This is a genomic window from Serratia sp. 22264, from assembly GCF_052045345.1.
GTDB classification, from domain to species: domain Bacteria; phylum Pseudomonadota; class Gammaproteobacteria; order Enterobacterales; family Enterobacteriaceae; genus Serratia; species Serratia plymuthica.
Map to the genome: position 1 here is coordinate 328,001 of NZ_JBQEOY010000003.1, position 16,787 is coordinate 344,787.

The 16,787-nt window shown below is 57.7% G+C and carries 14 protein-coding genes; 7 read left to right on the forward strand and 7 right to left on the reverse strand.

All coding sequences use genetic code 11. The features are described 5' to 3' along the window. Positions 1-8 precede the first annotated feature (8 nt). The 4 genes from allE to allD form a co-directional block, all read right to left on the reverse strand. Positions 9-794 (reverse strand): (S)-ureidoglycine aminohydrolase, encoded by a 786-nt coding sequence (gene allE / locus ACTJJ1_RS14970; RefSeq protein WP_440834282.1) that lies wholly within the window; start codon positions 792-794, stop codon positions 9-11. Between the two features lie 57 nt (positions 795-851). Next, entirely contained in the window at positions 852-2,123 is a 1,272-nt protein-coding gene (locus ACTJJ1_RS14975; protein ID WP_440834284.1) for an MFS transporter, read from the reverse strand. Continuing rightward, entirely contained in the window at positions 2,120-3,367 is a 1,248-nt protein-coding gene (gene allC / locus ACTJJ1_RS14980) for an allantoate deiminase (protein ID WP_440834286.1), read from the reverse strand. Before allC ends, ACTJJ1_RS14975 begins: the two co-directional genes overlap by 4 nt. Positions 3,368-3,534: 167 nt before the next feature. After that, positions 3,535-4,584 (reverse strand): ureidoglycolate dehydrogenase, encoded by a 1,050-nt coding sequence (allD, locus tag ACTJJ1_RS14985; protein ID WP_440834288.1) that lies wholly within the window; start codon positions 4,582-4,584, stop codon positions 3,535-3,537. A gap of 312 nt (positions 4,585-4,896) precedes the next feature. Here allD and fdrA point away from each other — a divergent pair, with 312 nt between their 5' ends. The 5 genes from fdrA to cfa all read left to right on the forward strand — a co-directional run bounded on the left by fdrA (position 4,897) and on the right by cfa (position 11,020). Beyond that, positions 4,897-6,564 (forward strand): acyl-CoA synthetase FdrA, encoded by a 1,668-nt coding sequence (gene fdrA, locus ACTJJ1_RS14990; RefSeq protein WP_440834290.1) that lies wholly within the window; start codon positions 4,897-4,899, stop codon positions 6,562-6,564. Positions 6,565-6,573: 9 nt separating this feature from the next. Next, positions 6,574-7,839, forward strand: a complete 1,266-nt coding sequence (locus ACTJJ1_RS14995) for a DUF1116 domain-containing protein (RefSeq protein ID WP_440834292.1) — start codon at positions 6,574-6,576, stop codon at positions 7,837-7,839. 17 nt (positions 7,840-7,856) lie between these two features. Continuing rightward, a complete protein-coding gene (locus ACTJJ1_RS15000) occupies positions 7,857-8,675 on the forward strand; it encodes a DUF2877 domain-containing protein (RefSeq protein WP_440834294.1) in 819 nt (272 codons plus the stop codon). Between the two features lie 82 nt (positions 8,676-8,757). Then, positions 8,758-9,660: a carbamate kinase gene (locus tag ACTJJ1_RS15005; RefSeq protein WP_440834296.1), complete on the forward strand. Its 903-nt coding sequence runs from the start codon at positions 8,758-8,760 to the stop codon at positions 9,658-9,660. A 208-nt stretch (positions 9,661-9,868) separates the two neighbouring features. Beyond that, the gene (gene cfa, locus ACTJJ1_RS15010; protein WP_311993651.1) at positions 9,869-11,020 is read left to right on the forward strand and encodes a cyclopropane fatty acyl phospholipid synthase; all 1,152 of its coding nucleotides are present in this window, start codon (positions 9,869-9,871) and stop codon (positions 11,018-11,020) included. 157 nt (positions 11,021-11,177) lie between these two features. On the opposite strand, the gene ACTJJ1_RS15015 is transcribed toward cfa, so the two are convergent. From ACTJJ1_RS15015 to tesA, 3 genes are all read right to left on the reverse strand, one after another. After that, positions 11,178-12,032, reverse strand: coding sequence for a tetratricopeptide repeat protein (locus ACTJJ1_RS15015; RefSeq protein ID WP_440834298.1), 855 nt, complete (start codon positions 12,030-12,032; stop codon positions 11,178-11,180). A 79-nt stretch (positions 12,033-12,111) separates the two neighbouring features. Next, entirely contained in the window at positions 12,112-12,888 is a 777-nt protein-coding gene (locus tag ACTJJ1_RS15020; RefSeq protein ID WP_122289256.1) for an SDR family oxidoreductase, read from the reverse strand. A 25-nt stretch (positions 12,889-12,913) separates the two neighbouring features. Next, positions 12,914-13,552 carry a multifunctional acyl-CoA thioesterase I/protease I/lysophospholipase L1 gene (tesA, locus tag ACTJJ1_RS15025; protein WP_170865757.1) on the reverse strand — a complete coding sequence of 213 codons (639 nt, stop codon included), beginning with the start codon at positions 13,550-13,552 and terminating at the stop codon, positions 12,914-12,916. On the opposite strand from tesA, the gene ybbA reads away from it, so the two are divergent. Both ybbA and ybbP read left to right on the forward strand, forming a co-directional pair. Continuing rightward, complete coding sequence (gene ybbA / locus ACTJJ1_RS15030) at positions 13,523-14,209, forward strand: putative ABC transporter ATP-binding protein YbbA (protein ID WP_409443142.1); 687 nt, start codon at positions 13,523-13,525, stop codon at positions 14,207-14,209. The two genes, tesA and ybbA, sit on opposite strands and share 30 nt — an antisense overlap. Beyond that, positions 14,206-16,638: a putative ABC transporter permease subunit YbbP gene (ybbP, locus tag ACTJJ1_RS15035; protein WP_440834301.1), complete on the forward strand. Its 2,433-nt coding sequence runs from the start codon at positions 14,206-14,208 to the stop codon at positions 16,636-16,638. The genes ybbA and ybbP overlap by 4 nt, the downstream gene beginning before the upstream one ends. The last annotated feature ends 149 nt before the right edge of the window (positions 16,639-16,787 follow it).

The following is a 16,787-nucleotide window of genomic DNA, read 5'->3' on the forward strand; positions in this document are numbered from 1 at the left end:
GCCGGAACTTACAGTTCGACGTCGCGGTTGCAATCTTTGGAGTAAATGTAGCTGAACTCTTCTTTTCCGACCGCATAACCTGCCTGCGGCACGTAGGCACCCATAAAGATGTAATCGCCCTGTTTCACCGGCACCCATTCGTTGTCCAGGTTATACACCCCGGCACCGCTCAGGATGTAAGCACCGTGCTCCTGCACGTGGGTTTCGATATAACCGTGGCTGGCGCCGGGCTTGAAAGAGAGGATATGCATGTTCATGTCAAAACCGAGATCTTTGGGCAACAGATCCTGCAGTATTACCTCGCTCATACCCTCGTAATGGATTTTCTCCAGATTGTCGACGTTATTGCTGACGACGTGCGCTTCATAACCCTTAATGCGCTGATAGTTGCGTTTGTACATGAACAGTCGGCTGGGTTGGCCGCCGTTGGTATTTTCCAGCCGCAGCGTCACGCCGGCCGGGCAGTAAAGGTAACCGCCGCGGGTCAGTGGATAGTCTGTGGCGTCCGCGGAGGCGGTGATCGCGCCGTCGATGACATAAACGAAAGTTTCTACGTTTTCGCCGCCAAACCCCCGGGTGTTGCGCCCGCAGTCGTGTAGCGTGACCAGATAATCGACGAAGGTGGCCCCCAGCTTTGGCGTCGACAAAATGGTGATGTCGCAATTTTCAAAGCCGGGAATGATATTGCGTACCAACCCGTCCGACGGGATCAGTGCATAGTTGCTGCGTTTGATAATCGCGCGTGATGCCAGAATATCGGTTGGATAACCGGTTTGATTGTTGAAGTAACCCACGTTCGTTCTCCTGATCGTTGAGAGAGCGCCGAAATTGCGCCCGGTAATAAAGCGGTGTCATGCCTGTGTTGCCGCCTGCGGTTGAGTGGTTCGTTTCATCAAGACGTTAACGGTGAAGAAAATGACGGTGCTGACCAGCAGGATGGCGGCGGAAATGTAAAAGCCCATCACTTTGGAACCCGTGTTGTCGGAGATCACGCCGGTCAGAAAAGGGGCGATAACCGACGAGGACATGCCGAAGAAATTGAATACGCCAAAGCTGGTGCCATAGCCTTTTTTCGGCGCATTGTCTGCCACGAAGGAGATCATGATTGGATCGACCGCCAGCTTGCCCAGCAGTCCGTAAAGGATCAGGCTGACCAGCAGCATGGTGGAGTCCGGCGATATCACGGTACACACCAGCATCACCGCCGCGCAGAGCTCGAGGAAGATGATTAACTGCACCTTCTTGTTTCTGAAACGATCGGACATGCGGCTGAAGAACAGAGCGCCCGGAACCGAAGCGAAGGCCACCAGAGCGGAGGAGAAGCCGATGGCCACGCCTTCAAATCCCCGTTCCTGTTGCAGGAAAGAGGGCAGCCAGGTGACGATCATGTAGTAGCCGTAACAGGTGGCGAAGTACATCACATAGGCGGAGATCATGCGCAGGCTGAACAGGCCGCTGGCCTGCTGTTCTTCTTCGGCCACCTTGTGTGCGGCACTTTGGCCGGCGACCGGCGGCGGCGCCTGATACGACGAACCTTTGATGACCATGGCGAACACCAGGGTCATTACCGCCAGCAGCCCGGTGATGATGAACAGCATGACCTGCCAGTTCATACCGATACTTTTTACCAGCAGGCTGGAGGCGATCAGGCCAATCGCCATGCCCAGCGCCGAACCGCTATTAATTACCGCAGTAGCCAACCCACGGCGTTCCAGGGGGATATGTTCTGACGACAGGGAATACGCCGAGCCGTAATAGGATCCGCAACCCATCCCCGCCAGCAGGCTGCCGGCATATACCATGGTCAGACTGGTGGCATTGCCGACCAGCAGGGTGGCGATGATGAACAGGCAAAAGCCGGGGATCAGCACTACTTTCTTGCCAAACTTGTCCACCAGGATGCCCGCCGGGATTTGCATCCCGGTATAGGCAAAGAAGTAGAAGCTGGCGATCAATCCCATTTCCGCGTTGGAATGCGCGCCGATGGTCTGTTGGATCTCGGGAAAAATGGGGGTCAGAATGGTGCGATAAATCCAGATGACCGCCCAACCCAGACAGAGCACGACGACGATTTTTTTCCAGTAGCGCGGATCGAAAGCCTGGTTGGCCGTTGCGGTGTTCATACGTTGGCCCCCCGTTCGGTGTAGGCCAACTGGTACAGCGTTTGGGCCAGAATCTTCACGCCTTCGTTCAGGTCGGCGACGTCGGTTTTTTCGGCTGGGTTATGGCTGATGCCGGCAATGCTGGGCACAAACATCATCACCGTCGGCACGTGCGGGGCGAAAATCTGCGAATCGTGCCCGGCGCCGCTGTGCATCATGCGGAAATTCAACTTCTGGGTTTCGCACAATTGGCTGACGCATTTGACCAGTTGTTTGTCCATGGGAATGGGAGCTTCGTCCATCCACAGGTCGATCTCGACCTCAATGCCCATTTCCGCGCAGATACGCCGAATATCGCCCTCGATTTCCTGAGTGAAACGCAGCAGGGTGGTCTGATCGGTATGGCGGCAATCGAGGGCGAAGTGGGTAAAGCCCGGCACCACATTGACGGTATTCGGTTTGGGTTCAACCTTGCCGAAGGTCAGCACCAGCGGGTCGCCCTCGGCGTGTGCCTTGGCGATGGACTCGCAGCAAATGCGGCTGAAGGCGTGGACGGTATCTTTGCGGTAGCTCATCGGGGTGGTGCCTGCATGGTTGGATTCGCCCTGCAGCCGGATGTCGTAACGCCGCTGACCGACGATGCTGGTCACTACGCCGATGGTTTTACCTTCGGTTTCCAGCACCTTGCCTTGCTCGATATGGATCTCGACAAAGGCCGCGAGATCTGTGCGCAGCGGCTGGTGAGCCGGCCGGAAATCGAAACCGGCCTGATGCATGGCTTCAACAAAACCGATGCCTTTGGCATCGCTGATGCGTTGTACGTCCTCCCGGCGGGCCAGGCCGACGATATTCTTGCTTCCCCAGAACACATAAGGGAAGCGGCTGCCTTCTTCTTCCGCCAGCGCAATCACCTCCAGGCTGCGCAGCGGCGCGCCATAGGTTTCTTTCAGATGTTTGATGGCCAGATAGGCGGCTTCAATACCGAATTGCCCATCAAGGTTACCGCCGTTCACCACCGTATCGATATGCGAGCCGCAGAGAATGACCTGGTCGGGGTATTTGCTGCCTTCAAGGCGGCCAAACAGATTGCCGACGGCGTCGTGGCAGGTCTTTAGTCCTGCGGCGTCAAAGGTGTTTTTCAACGCCTTCTGAGCCTCAACCCACTCTTTGGTGTAGAGCAGGCGCGTCATGCCGCCGCTGGGGTCTGCACCTATTTTTGATAACCAGCCGGAAATATCATTAATTTCTTGTTGGAAGTCTTTCATTTTTACCTGCCCGCTTTCAATTTCTCAGTGGCAATGGGGTAACGGAATTAACTCGCTTTCGATTACCTGCATTTTCCATTGAGATAGGTTATGAAGATGACTTTTATTGACGGCGCCTATAAATAAATTGACGCCGTCAGGTAAAGGCTAGCGTTTATACGGAGTATTTAACTGGCAAATGGATCTTTATGGTCGTAGGAGCATTGGTATATATCATCGGAAATTAAGTATTGATAAATTTCATCAACAATTTCGATGCCATTCTTTTCACTTTCCATTTCCCGGGCGTGACTGTTTTGCCCTGGGTAGAACACTTTGTTAATCCCTGGTGCCGGTTTAATTTCGTTTAACTCTTTCATTACCTGACTGATGTTTTTACGGAAGGCTCGCTCATTGGTGAAATATCCCGGATTAAGCACGATATGCAATTGCCCCAGTTCTCTGCCGGCGCTGAGGTCGTGATACATCGAGCTGACATGTTTGCCAAAGGGCAATCCGAGCAATATACCTGATAACACGTCGACCATCATCATCAGGCCGTAGCCTTTCGGCCCGGCAATCGGCAGCAGCCCGCTGACGGCAAAGGGATCGGTGGTGTGTTTGCCTTCGGCATCCACCGCCCAGGTGTCGGGAATAGAAGCATTGCGTGAACGGGCGTCCAGCACTTTGCCCCAGGCTTGCACGGTGGTAGCCATATCGAAAGTGACGATCTCTTCTCTCTCAGCCGGTGCGGAGAAGGCGATGGGGTTGGTGCCGTAGTAGACCTCCGCTCCGCCGTAGGGGACTACCATAGGATCGGACTGGCACAGCGAGATGCCAATCATGCCTGCCCGCGACGCCTGTTGGACAAAATAGGACAGCGCGCCGCTGTGGCCGATGCGCCGCACGCCTACCACCGCCACGCCGTTTTCTTTCGCTATGGTGATGGCATGTTCCATGCTCAATTTGGCCGCGACGTGCCCGGCACCGTTATCGCCATCGAAGATAGCGCTGCAGGGCCCGGTTTTCTCAAAGCTAAAATGCGGGTGGTTATTGGTGCCCCCTTTGCTGATGCGTTCCGAATAATACTCAACCCTGACTGCGCCGTGGGAATGAATGCCGCGTGCGTCAGCGTGAACCAGCACGTCGGCGACGATGCTCGCGTGCTCCTGGCTCAGACCCGCAGCATGAATTTTTTGTTGAATAAGCTGGTGTAATTGTTGTTTAGAGACCTTCATATACAGTCCTTTTTTCACTACGGTTTATTTAATTCGCCTCTGTGTTGTAATGTATAAACACCGGCTGGGAATAATGTGATCCAGGTGCGTTTTATTCGATTGGTTTAAAAATTTATTGAATTAATGATTGATTGTTAGAATATTTTTGATAACCGAGGTTGTTTGCCTGGGTTAATTAATTTGTGGAGTATTGAATCATTTTTTCTAATAATGGGTGAAGTGTGATAACACTCACCTTTGACCTGTTTTTAAATTTGTAGCTTGATAGGTAACTTTTAAACGAATATCAAATGCCGTTTTAAGGATATCATCATGATCCATGCTTTTATTAAAAAAGGGAGCTTTCAGGATTCGGTTAGCCTGATGTTGATCTCCCGGAAACTCAGCGACTCTCCCAAGGTTGACGAAATATCCGTAATGATGGGCACGCCGGCCAATAAATCTTTATTGGAAGTGACCGGTTTCTGGCATCCAGCGTTCAGCGGCGCCACGCCGAATGATATTTGCGTGGCGATCAAAACGGAATATGCCGATGACGCTATTGCCGAGGAGATTGGCGCTGCACTGGATACCGCGCTCAAGGCGATCGCCCTGGGTGGCCAGGGCGGCAAAAAGCTGCTCAAGGCGCGCAGTTGGCGCACTGCCCGGCAGAAATTGCCCGATGCCAATCTGGTGCTGATCTCCATTGCCGGCGAGTATGCGGCGGAGTTGGCCGATCGGGCGTTGGACGAGGGCTGTAACGTGATGATGTTTTCCGACAACGTCAGCATCGAGCATGAAGTCGCGTTAAAAACCAAGGCGAGCGAAAAAGGGCTGATTGTCATGGGGCCTGATTGCGGCACGGCCTGTATTGCCGGTGCGCCGCTGGCCTTTGCCAATGTCGCTCCCGGCGGTGCGATTGGCATTATCGGGGCGTCCGGCACCGGCATTCAGGAGCTTATCTCGCAAATTACCCTGGCGGGGCAGGGGATCTCGCATGCCATTGGCCTGGGGGGCCGGGATTTGACTGCAGAGATAGGGGGGATCAGCGCCCTCTGTGCGCTGCGAATGCTGGCGGCGGATCCGCAAAGCCTGGTGCTGGCCTTTGTCTCCAAACCGCCTGCGCCGGCGGTGCGGAAGAAAGTAATCAAAGAGATGAAGGCCCTCGGCAAGCCGGTAGTGGCGCTGTTTCTTGGCACCAAAGCCGAAGTGCGACAGGACGGCAACCTCTATTTTGCCGACTCGCTGGATGAAGCGGCGCGGCTGGCGGCGATGTTGGGCAACGTGCAGCAACAGGGCGCGCAACAGCCTGCTGTCCCCGGCGGCAAAATCGCCGGTCTGTATGCCGGCGGTACGCTGGCCGCAGAGTGCGCGATGCTGCTGGCGGAGAAACTGCGGCTGCCGATAGACAGCGAGCATACGCGCGGTTCAATGCTGGCCGCCGACGGTCATCGGATTATTGACATGGGAGATGATTTTTACACTCAGGGCCGCCCGCACCCGATGATCGATCCCGCAGCCCGCAATCACGAAATCGCCCGTCTGGCGCAGCAGCCAGAGGTGGGCGTACTGCTGCTGGATGTGGTGATTGGTTTTGGGGCGCAGGAAGATCCGGCGACGTTATTGGCGGCTGAGGTCGCGAAAGTGCGTGAAAAACGCGGCCATACCCACCCGCTGGCCGCCATCGCCACCGTGACCGGAACCGAACGGGATCCGCAACAGCGATCGCGGCAAATCACCACGCTGCAAGATGCCGGGATAGCGGTGATGCCTTCGTTGCACGCGGCGGCCGTTTTGGCACACCAGTTGATTAGCCCCGTATTGCCGCCGGTCGAACGCGTCCGTCCGGCATTGTTATCCGGTGTTTCCGTGATTAACGCCGGGCTGCGCAGCTTCGCCAGCGATTTGCAAACCAGTGAAATCCCCGTGGTGCATTACCAGTGGGCGCCGGTTGCCGGTGGCAATCACCGTCTGGCCAACATTTTGAAAAAATTAAAGTAAGGAAGGGATATGTACGCAACTATTGAACAAGCAAACGCCGCCGTTATCGCCCGTATCCGTGAGGCGCGCCCTCATTGGCAGGATGTGGAGTTGGCGAAGCATCTGATCCCGCAGTTGGCCCAGGGGCGCAAACTGCTGCACGCCGGCCCGCCTGTCACCTGGCAGGAAATGAGCGGCCCGGTACGCGGGGCCTGCATTGGCGCCTGTTTATTTGAGGATTGGGCGCAGGATGAGCAGCAGGCGCTCGCTTTGCTGAGCCAGGGGGAAATTGAGTTTATTCCTTGTCATAACGTCAGTGCGGTTGGCCCTATGGGCGGCATCACCTCGGCCAATATGCCGATGGTGGTGGTCAAGAATACCGTTCACGGCAATTACGCTTACTGCAACATGAACGAAGGCATCGGCAAAGTGATGCGTTTTGGCGCCTATGGTGCGGACGTGCAGAAGCGGTTGCGCTGGATGCGCGACTCGCTGGCGCCGGTGCTGAAAGAGGTGCTGGCGACGGTAGACGAGGGCATTGATCTGACCGCGCTGATGGCGCAGGCGATCACCATGGGGGACGAGTTCCACCAGCGCAACATCGCGGCCTCGGCGCTGCTGATGCGGCGGTTGGCACCGGAAATCAGCCTGTTGCAGCGCGATCGCGCCGAGCTGGCGCAGGTGATGCAGTTCCTGAGCATCACCGACCAGTTCTTCCTCAATCTGGCGATGGCCTACTGCAAAGCAGCGATGGATGCCGGCGCAGAGATTGAACAGGGCAGCATAGTGACGGTGATGACCCGCAACGGCAAAAACTTCGGCGTCAAAATCAGCGGGATGGGCGATCGTTGGTTTACCGCGCCGGTGAATACGCCGGAAGGGCTGTTCTTCTCCGGCTTTAGCCAGGCCGACGCCAACCCGGATATCGGTGACAGCGCCATTACCGAAACCTTTGGCATTGGCGGTGCGGCAATGGTGGCGGCACCGGGCGTGACGCGCTTCGTCGGTGCCTCTGGGGGAATGAGCGCCGCCACGGATATTTCTGACGAAATGGCGGAGATTTACCTTGAGCGCAACATGACGCTGCAAATCCCCACCTGGGATTTCCAGGGGGCTTGCCTGGGGCTGGACGCTCGGCGAGTGGTGGAAACCGGCATCACTCCGTTGATCAATACCGGAATTGCTCACCGTGAGGCGGGCGTCGGTCAGATCGGTGCCGGCACCGTGCGCGCTCCGTTAGCGTGTTTTGAACAGGCAATCGAAGCGCTGGCCGCAAAATTGGGCATCACGGCTTAACGAGCCGCGGGGGGAATATGAATATCGGCACGCTAGCCGTCAGCCGGCATGTGACGCAGGATTATGGTCAATTGCGTTGTGCAGGCAGGTTCAACAATGCGATCAATTTCCTGACGGAAAAAGACCATCTGTTGACCCTGCACCGTGCGGGCCATGGCCTCAGCCCCATGGGGTGGCAGATCGGAAGCGGCGCTTTTGACCTTGTACTCCAGCGGTTGCCAGTTGCCGGGTGCGGCCGGTTTTCCCTCGAGGGGGTGACGCTGGGTACCATAACCATCGGCTTGCAGGGGAAGCGAAGGAACCTGGCCCTGAGTGAGCGCGCTGAGGTTCCCATGCAACCCTTGACCGGAGTCTTGCTGCCGGTGACCGCCCCTTGCGGCTTGTTCGGCCCGTTGGGCCAGATAGTCACGCGGCCGCTGAACCCGGAGCTGGCCACATTGTCCCGATGTTTTTCCCGCTGGTTACAGGGTGATGAGGTCGACTGGCGCAGCGTTCTGGGGAAGGGGCCAGGGCTGACGCCAAGCAATGATGACACTCTGCTGGGCATGCTGTTGATCGCGTATCTCGATAACCGCGTTGAGGTCGCTGCACTGCAGCCATTTTTCAAACGCACGGCGGCGCTTGGTGAACTGACCTCGCGGGTCAGCGCGCATTATCTGCACTATGCCGAGCAAGGCATTTTCGCTACGCCGTTACACGGACTGGCGCAGGGATTATCGATGCCGGAAAGGCTGTCCTCCGCAATTGATGAGGTATTGCGCCTGGGTCATTTCTCTGGTGCCGACACGCTGTTAGGCGTATGGCTGGGCGTCATTGCGATTAACGCACTTTATTAACCGCCAACTTGCTGCAGGAATTTAGAGGCTATGCCGAATCGTTATTCGGCAGGGGATCTATAACTTAATTACGGGGACAAACATGAAAACATTGGTCATTGCCTTGGGCGGAAACGCCTTATTACAGCGTGGAGCCACGCTTTCTGCGGAAAACCAGTATAAAAGCATTGCCTTAATCGCCGGCGCTATCGGCAAACTGGCAAAAAAATACCGTATCGCCATTGTGCATGGCAACGGTCCGCAGGTAGGGCTGCTGGCGTTGCAAAACCTGGCTTACCGCGATGTGCCGCCTTATCCGCTGGATATTCTGGTGGCTGAAAGTCAGGGCATGATTGGTTATATGCTGGCTCAGCAGCTGAATGCCAGCCACCCGTCTCAGCCGGTCACAACCCTGATGACGCGCGTACTGGTTGATGCTCAGGATCCTGATTACCTGGCGCCGAGTAAATTTATTGGGCCGATTTATTCACCGGAACAGCGAAAGGAATTGGAGGTGAAATATCGCTGGACGATGAAGGCGGATGGCAAATATATACGGCGGGTAGTGCCTTCGCCGGAACCGAGAAAAATTATTGATATCGACGCGATTAAGGCTCTGCTGGCTATGGATCACATTGTGATTTGCAACGGTGGCGGCGGTATTCCGATGGTGGCGGGTGAACAAGGGTTGGAGGGGAGTGAAGCGGTGATCGACAAGGATCTGGCGGCGGCGCTGCTGGCTGAAGAGTTGGCGGCCGATCATCTGGTTATTCTCACCGACGCCGATGCGGTTTATCGGCATTGGGGCACGCCACAGCAAAAAGCCATTCGCAGCGCCACCACGCGTGAACTGGCACCTATGGCGGTGGCTGATGGCGCTATGGGGCCTAAAATCACGGCGGTAAGCCGCTTTGTGGACCACAGCGGCCAGACCGCGCATATCGGCGGCTTGCAGGATATTGAGGCTTTATTGGTGGGTCGGGCGGGCACCTCGATCACGCGCTGATCGTCTCGAAAAGGCCTTCTGACGTAAATCGCGGCGGTATGGCTGCGTTAACTATGCCAAATTGGCATATTTCCAATAATTTTAATTCATTTCATGACGTTGTCTGTCTTGGCTAGAGTGGAATCTGTCGCTGCGTTTATCTTCGAACTTTTGTCATTTCTATTTGCGACTATGCTTTTTGAAGTGACATCTTGCGCCAAGGATCGTTATGGACTCAATCAGTGTCGATGAACTCGCCCAGAAAAAAGATCGCTGGTATCTCATCGTGGAAGAAATGCTGGCTGCGGCCGGCATTACCATCAACGGGAATAATGCATTTGATCTTCAGGTGCACAATCCGGGCTTATTTAAACGCATTCTGCAGGAAGGCTCGCTCGGGTTTGGCGAAAGCTATATGGACGGCTGGTGGGATTGCGAAAGACTGGATGCGCTGTTTACCCGCATCCTGCATTTCGGCGTTGATGAACGTTTGCCCAAAAGCCTGTCGGACATTACGCGGATCGCCTATGCGCGGCTGTTTAACCGGCAATCGCGCAAACGCGCCTGGCAGGTGGGGAAAGAGCATTACGACATCGGCAACGATCTGTTCCGTGCGATGCTCGATCCTTATATGCAATATTCCTGCGGTTATTGGAAGGACGCACAAACGCTGGAGCAGGCGCAACTGGCCAAGCTGAAAATGATCTGCGAGAAGCTGCAACTGAAACCGGGCATGTCGCTGCTGGACATCGGCTGCGGTTGGGGCGGGCTGGCGCAATATGCGGCGGAAAACTACGGCGTATCGGTGTACGGCGTGACCATTTCGGCCGAGCAGCAAAAGCTGGCTCAGGAGCGCTGCCAAGGGTTGGACGTGGAGATCCTGCTGCAGGATTACCGCGATTTGAACCGCCAGTTTGACCGCATTGTTTCCGTCGGCATGTTTGAACATGTCGGGCCGAAAAACTACGACACCTATTTCAGCGTCGCCGAGCGCAATCTGAAGCCTGACGGTCTGTTCCTGCTGCATACCATTGGCGCCAACCAAACCAACCTCCACGTCGATGCCTGGATTGATAAATACATCTTCCCCAACGGCTGTCTGCCCTCGGTGCGCCACATCGCCGAAGCCAGTGAAAAGCGTTTTGTGATGGAGGATTGGCACAATATCGGCGCCGATTACGATCGCACGCTGATGGCCTGGTATGAGAATTTCAAACGGGCGTGGCCGGCGTTGTCAGAGAATTACTCTGAACGCTTCGAGCGGATGTTCACTTATTACCTGAATGCCTGCGCCGGCGCGTTCCGTTCGCGCGATATTCAGCTGTGGCAAGTGTTGTTCAGCCCGAAAGGCGTGGAGGGCGGGGTGCGGGTTTATCGCTGATATCCCCGTCATATTTCGAGCTGCATCTGTGTTGGCTGTCTTCACTCACCCCGGTCACATAGTAATCTATGCTCCCGGGGATTCATTCAGTTGCCGCCTTGACGCAACCCGAACTATTTAGGGGATATCGCCGAGAATAGCGGAATTATGGCGGGTATTAATACAGTAATGAATATAACTGACGACGGTACTTAGCCGCCAATGCGTCACCGGTGCCCAGTGCGGCCAGAATATCCATCAGCGTCTTGCGCGCGCTGCCGTTGGCGGCGGACAGATCTTTCTTCAAATGCCCCATCAGCAGTTCCAGCGCTTCTTCGTTGCGCCCAACCTGATGCAGTTGCAGCGCCAGTTGCACGGCCAGCTCGACGTTCTCCGGCTGTTGTTGCACCTGTTGCTGCAACAACTGGATTTCCGGCGTGTCGGCCGCCTGCTTCAGCAACTCAATTTGCGCTACCAGGCCTTGATAACGGGTATCGCGATCCTGCAACGGGATAGTCGCCAGCACCGTTTCGGCCTCTTCAGTGCGGTTCAGCTCGATCTGGGTTTCTGCCAGCGTCAGGCCGATATCGCTGCGTTGCTGGCTGGCTTGCCAGGCGTCTTTCAACAGCGGCAGCGCTTCAGCCGCGTTGCCTTCGGCCAGCAGATCGGTTGCCTGCGCAAGTTTCAGATCTTCTGCCTTCGGCAGGAAACGCTGCAGGAATTCGCGGATGACGTCTTCCGGCTGCGGGCCCTGGAAGCCGTCGACCGGTTGGCCGTCTTTGAACAGGTAAACCGTAGGGAGGGAGCGCAGCCCGAACTGGGCGGCGATCGCTTGTTCTACGTCGCAGTCCACTTTGGCCAACACGAACTGACCGGCATATTCCGCCGCCAGCTTATCCAGGATTGGGGTGAGTTGCAGACAGTGTTGGCTGCGATCTGACCAGAAGTAGAACAGCACCGGCAGGGACATCGATTGTTCCAGCGTTTGGTGCAGGTTTGTTTCGTTAATATCAACAACAGCTTGAGCTAGCATGTGATTCTCTCTCTGATCTTGCGGAGCCATTGGCTCTTAGATGGGGGCGGGGCGGCATTCTTCAACCCCGGCACCCAAATTAACCGTTGCTGCGCAGCAGCCAGTCCAGGCAGCGGCCGGGCAGGATGCGGCGCAATACGCTCAGCGCGTGCGCCAGCAGGGTCACCGGATAGCGCAGCCTGGCGCGCGGGTTTTCCAGCGCGTGGCGCAGCTTGGGCAAAATGGCCTCCGGCGGCAGCGTCAAGCGTTTGGCGATACCGGGGTTATGCACCGGATTATCGCTCTGCGACTGGTTCACGTTCTGGGTAAAGTGGGTCGAAATCGGGCCGGGTTCAATCAGGCTGACCTGAATGCCGGTGCCGTGCAGCTCCATGCGCAGCGCGTCGGACCAGGCTTCCAGCGCAAACTTGCTGGCGGCATAGGCGCCGCGTCCGGCGCTGGAGACCAGCCCCATAACCGAACTGGTTTGAATAATGCGCCCTTCGCCGTGCGGCAGCATCGCCGGCAACAGCAACTGGGTCAACTGGTGGGTGCCAAACAGGTTGGTGGAGAATTGCCGCTCCAGCTGTTGACGGGAAATGCTGCTCAGCGGGCCGTACACACCGAAGCCGCCGTTGTTGAACAGGCCATACAGCCGGCCGCCGGTCAGTGCGATCACCTGCGCCGCGGCGCGTTCGACGCTGTCGCTGTCGTCCAGATCCAGCTCAATGCCTTCCAGCCCCAGTTGACGCATGTTCTCCACGTCCTGCGGCTTGCGACAGGCGGCCAGCACCCGGTAGCCGCGATTACGCAGATCTTGCGCTGCAATCAGTCCTATCCCGCTGGAACAGCCGGTTATCAATACCGCTTTTTGCATAACTTTACCTAGTGTACAACCCTATTTAGTTAGACTCATGTTTTACTAGAGGTTCCAGGCGTTCCGCCATCCAGGTGGCGATAAACGGTTGGGCGTCCTTATTGGGGTGCAATCCGTCATCCTGCATCCATTCCGCTTTGATCACCACCTGTTCCATATAGAACGGCAGCAGCGGAATGTTGAACTGCTTGGCAAGCTGCGGGTAAATCGCGCTGAAAGCCTCGGTATAGCGGCGGCCATAGTTGGGCGGAATGTGGATTTGCATCAGCAGCGGCTGCGCACCGGCTTGCTGCACCAGAGTAATGATCTGGCTGAGATCGCGTTGCACGTCCTGCGCCGGGAAACCGCGCAGGCCGTCGTTGGCGCCCAGTTCGATCAGCACCCAGCGCGGTTGGTGTTGTTTCAGCAGGGCGGGCAAGCGCGCCAGCCCTTGTGCGGCGGTGTCGCCGCTGATGCTGGCGTTCACCAACTGCGGATCGCCCGGTTTTTTCTGCCATTGGTCGGCCAGCAGCGTCGGCCAGGCCTGCGCCACCGGCAAGCGGTAACCGGCGCTTAAACTGTCGCCTAAAATCAATAAGGTATCGGCGGCGACAGCGCGTAAACTGAATAATCCCAACAGCAAAAGGAAGGGAAGATGCCAGCGGAAAACGTTCTTGAAGTTCATCATCTTAGTAAACACGTTGGTCAGGGTGAGCATCAGCTCTCCATCCTTACCGGAGTCGAGCTGGTTGTCAAACCCGCACAGACAATTGCCCTGATTGGCGAATCCGGCTCGGGCAAGTCGACGCTGCTGGGGATCCTCGCCGGGTTGGACGACGGCAGTGAAGGGGACGTGCATTTGTTGGGTGAATCGCTGACCGCGCTGGACGAAGAAGGGCGCGCGGCCCTGCGCGCCAAAAACGTCGGTTTTGTATTTCAGTCATTCATGCTGGTGCCGACGCTCAACGCGCTGGAGAACGTGCAACTGCCGGCGCTGCTGCGCGGCGAGAGCGACAGGCAGAGCCGCGAGCAGGCGGTTCAGTTGCTGGGGCAGTTGGGGCTGGGCAAAAGGCTCGATCACCTGCCGGCGCAACTTTCCGGCGGTGAGCAGCAGCGGGTTGCGTTGGCGCGCGCATTCAGCGGCCGGCCGCGGGTGCTGTTTGCCGATGAGCCGACCGGCAACCTCGATCGCCAGACCGGCGAACGCATCGCCGATTTGCTGTTCTCCCTCAACCGCGATTTCTCCACCACTCTGATCCTGGTCACCCATGACGAAACCCTGGCGGCGCGCTGCCAGCGGCGGTTGCGCCTGCGTGAAGGCAAGCTGTGGGAGGAAGCATGATCTGGCGTTGGTTTTGGCGGGAATGGCGTTCGCCGTCACTGCTGATCGTTTGGCTGGCGCTGACGCTGTCGATGGCCTGCGTGCTGGCGCTGGGCAACATCAGCGATCGCATGGACAAGGGGCTGAGCCAGCAAAGCCGTGATTTTATCGCCGGTGACCGGGTGCTGCGCAGCGCGCGGCCAGTACCGGAAGGCTGGCTGCTGGATGCGCAACAAGAAGGGCTGAAAGTGAGCCGCCAGCTGTCGTTCACCACCATGACCTACGCCGGTGACCGGCCGCAGCTGGCGGACGTGAAGGCCACCGATCTGGCCTATCCGCTGTACGGCAAGCTGGAAACGCGCCCGGCCAACGTCAAGCTTGAACCGGGCAGCGTGCTGGTGGCGCCGCGTTTGTTGGCGTTGCTGAATGTGAAAGTGGGGGACTCGCTGGACGTGGGCGACACCCGCCTGCGCATTGCCGGTGAAATCCTTCAGGAGCCGGACTCCGGCTTCAATCCGTTCCAGACTGCGCCTCGCATCATGATCAACCTTGCGGATGTGGATAAAACCGGGGCGGTGCAACCGGGGAGCCGCCTGAGCTACCGCTATATGTTCGCCGGTTCGCCGGAGGACATTCAGCGTTACGAAACGCGCCTGACGCCGCAGCTCCAGCCCGACCAGCGTTGGTTTGGGTTGCAGGAGTCCGGCAGCGCGCTGGGCAAATCGCTGCAACGATCGCAACAGTTCCTGCTGTTGTCGGCGCTGCTGACTCTGCTGCTGTCGATTGCCGCCGTTGCGGTGGCCATGAGCCACTATTGCCGCAGCCGTTACGATCTGATCGCGGTGCTGAAAACGCTGGGTGCCGGCCGCAGCGCCTTGCGCAAGTTGATTGTCGGCCAGTGGCTGGCGGTCATTTCGCTGGCGGCAGCGTGCGGCGGCATTATCGGCCTGGGGTTTGAGGCGGTGCTGATTCGGCTGCTGGCGCCGGTGCTGCCGGCGGAACTGCCGGCCGCCGGGGCCTGGCCGTGGTTGTGGGCGGTCGGCGCGTTGCTGATGATTTCGCTGCTGGTGGGGCTGCGGCCGTACCGGCAACTGTTGGCGACCCAGCCGCTGCGGGTATTGCGCCGCGACGTGGTGGCCAACGTTTGGCCGCTGCGCTATTTCCTGCCGGTAACGGCGGTGATTGTGGTGGCGCTGCTGACGGCCTTGATGGGAGCCAGCACGCTGCTGTGGTCGATCCTCGCCGGTATTCTGGTGTTGGCGCTGTTGTTGGGGGCTATCGGCTGGGGCAGCCTGCTGCTGCTGCGCCGCATTACGCTGAAGAATCTGGCGTTGCGGCTGGCGGTCAATCGCCTGCTGCATCAGCCCTGGGTAACGGTCAGCCAACTGGCGGCGTTTTCGCTGTCGTTTATGTTGCTGGCGTTGTTGCTGGTGCTGCGTGGCGATCTGCTTGACCGCTGGCAACAGCAACTGCCGCCGGACAGCCCGAACTACTTCCTGCTGAACCTGACCGAAGCGCAGGTGCCGCAGGTGAAAACCTTCCTGCAACAGCATCAGGTCAAGCCGGAAACGTATTACCCGATTGTACGCGTGCGCCTGACCGAGATTAATCAGCAGGTGGCGACCGAGCGGGTGCATGAGGACGATCCGGGCGGTGAGGCGGTTAACCGCGAGCTGAACCTGACCTGGCTGGCGGATCTGCCAGCGCACAATCCGCTACTGGCGGGCAGTTGGCCGCCGAAGGCCGGTGAGGTGTCGATGGATCAGGGCATTGCCGGGCGGCTCAAGATTAAGCTGGGCGACACGCTGACCTTCAGCGGCGATACCCAGTCGTTCAACGCCAAGGTCACCAGCCTGCGGCAGGTGGACTGGGAAAGCCTGAAGCCGAACTTTTACTTCATCTTCCCGCCGGGTGCGCTGGACGGTCAACCGCAGACCTGGCTTACCAGCTTCCGCTATGACGGGGACGGCCAGATGCTGACCCAGCTCAACCGGCAATTCCCGACGCTTAGCCTGCTGGATATCGGGTCAATCCTCAAACAGGTCGGCGGGGTGCTGCAACAGGTCAGCCGCGCGCTGGAGGTGATGGTGGTGCTGGTGGTGCTCTGCGGTGGCTTGTTGCTGATGGCGCAGGTGCAGGTGGGCATGCGGCAACGGCGCCAGGAACTGGTGGTGTACCGTACTCTGGGTGCCGGCAAGCGCTTGTTGCGCAGCACGCTGTGGTGCGAGTTTGCGCTGCTTGGGCTGGTGGCGGGCATCGCGGCGGCGGTAGGGGCGGAAGCGGCGCTATGGTTGCTGCAAAGCCAGGTATTCGACTTCCCGTGGGCGCCTACGCCGGTGCTGTGGTGGGCGTTGCCGTTGCTCAGTGCGCTGCTGTTGTCGCTGTGCGGCGGCTGGCTGGGCGTGCGGTTGCTGCGCGGCCAGGCATTGTTCCGCAGTTACGACGGTTAAACCGCTGCATAGTCGGCCCGGCCCCCTGTTATCGGGAGCCGGGCCGAAACCTTTTGTATTGAAACCCCACTGATTCCCCTTCATGACCGCCTGCCAGGAAAGTGTTTTTTCCTTCCATCTTGATCCTTCGTTGAGTATGTCACTCCAGT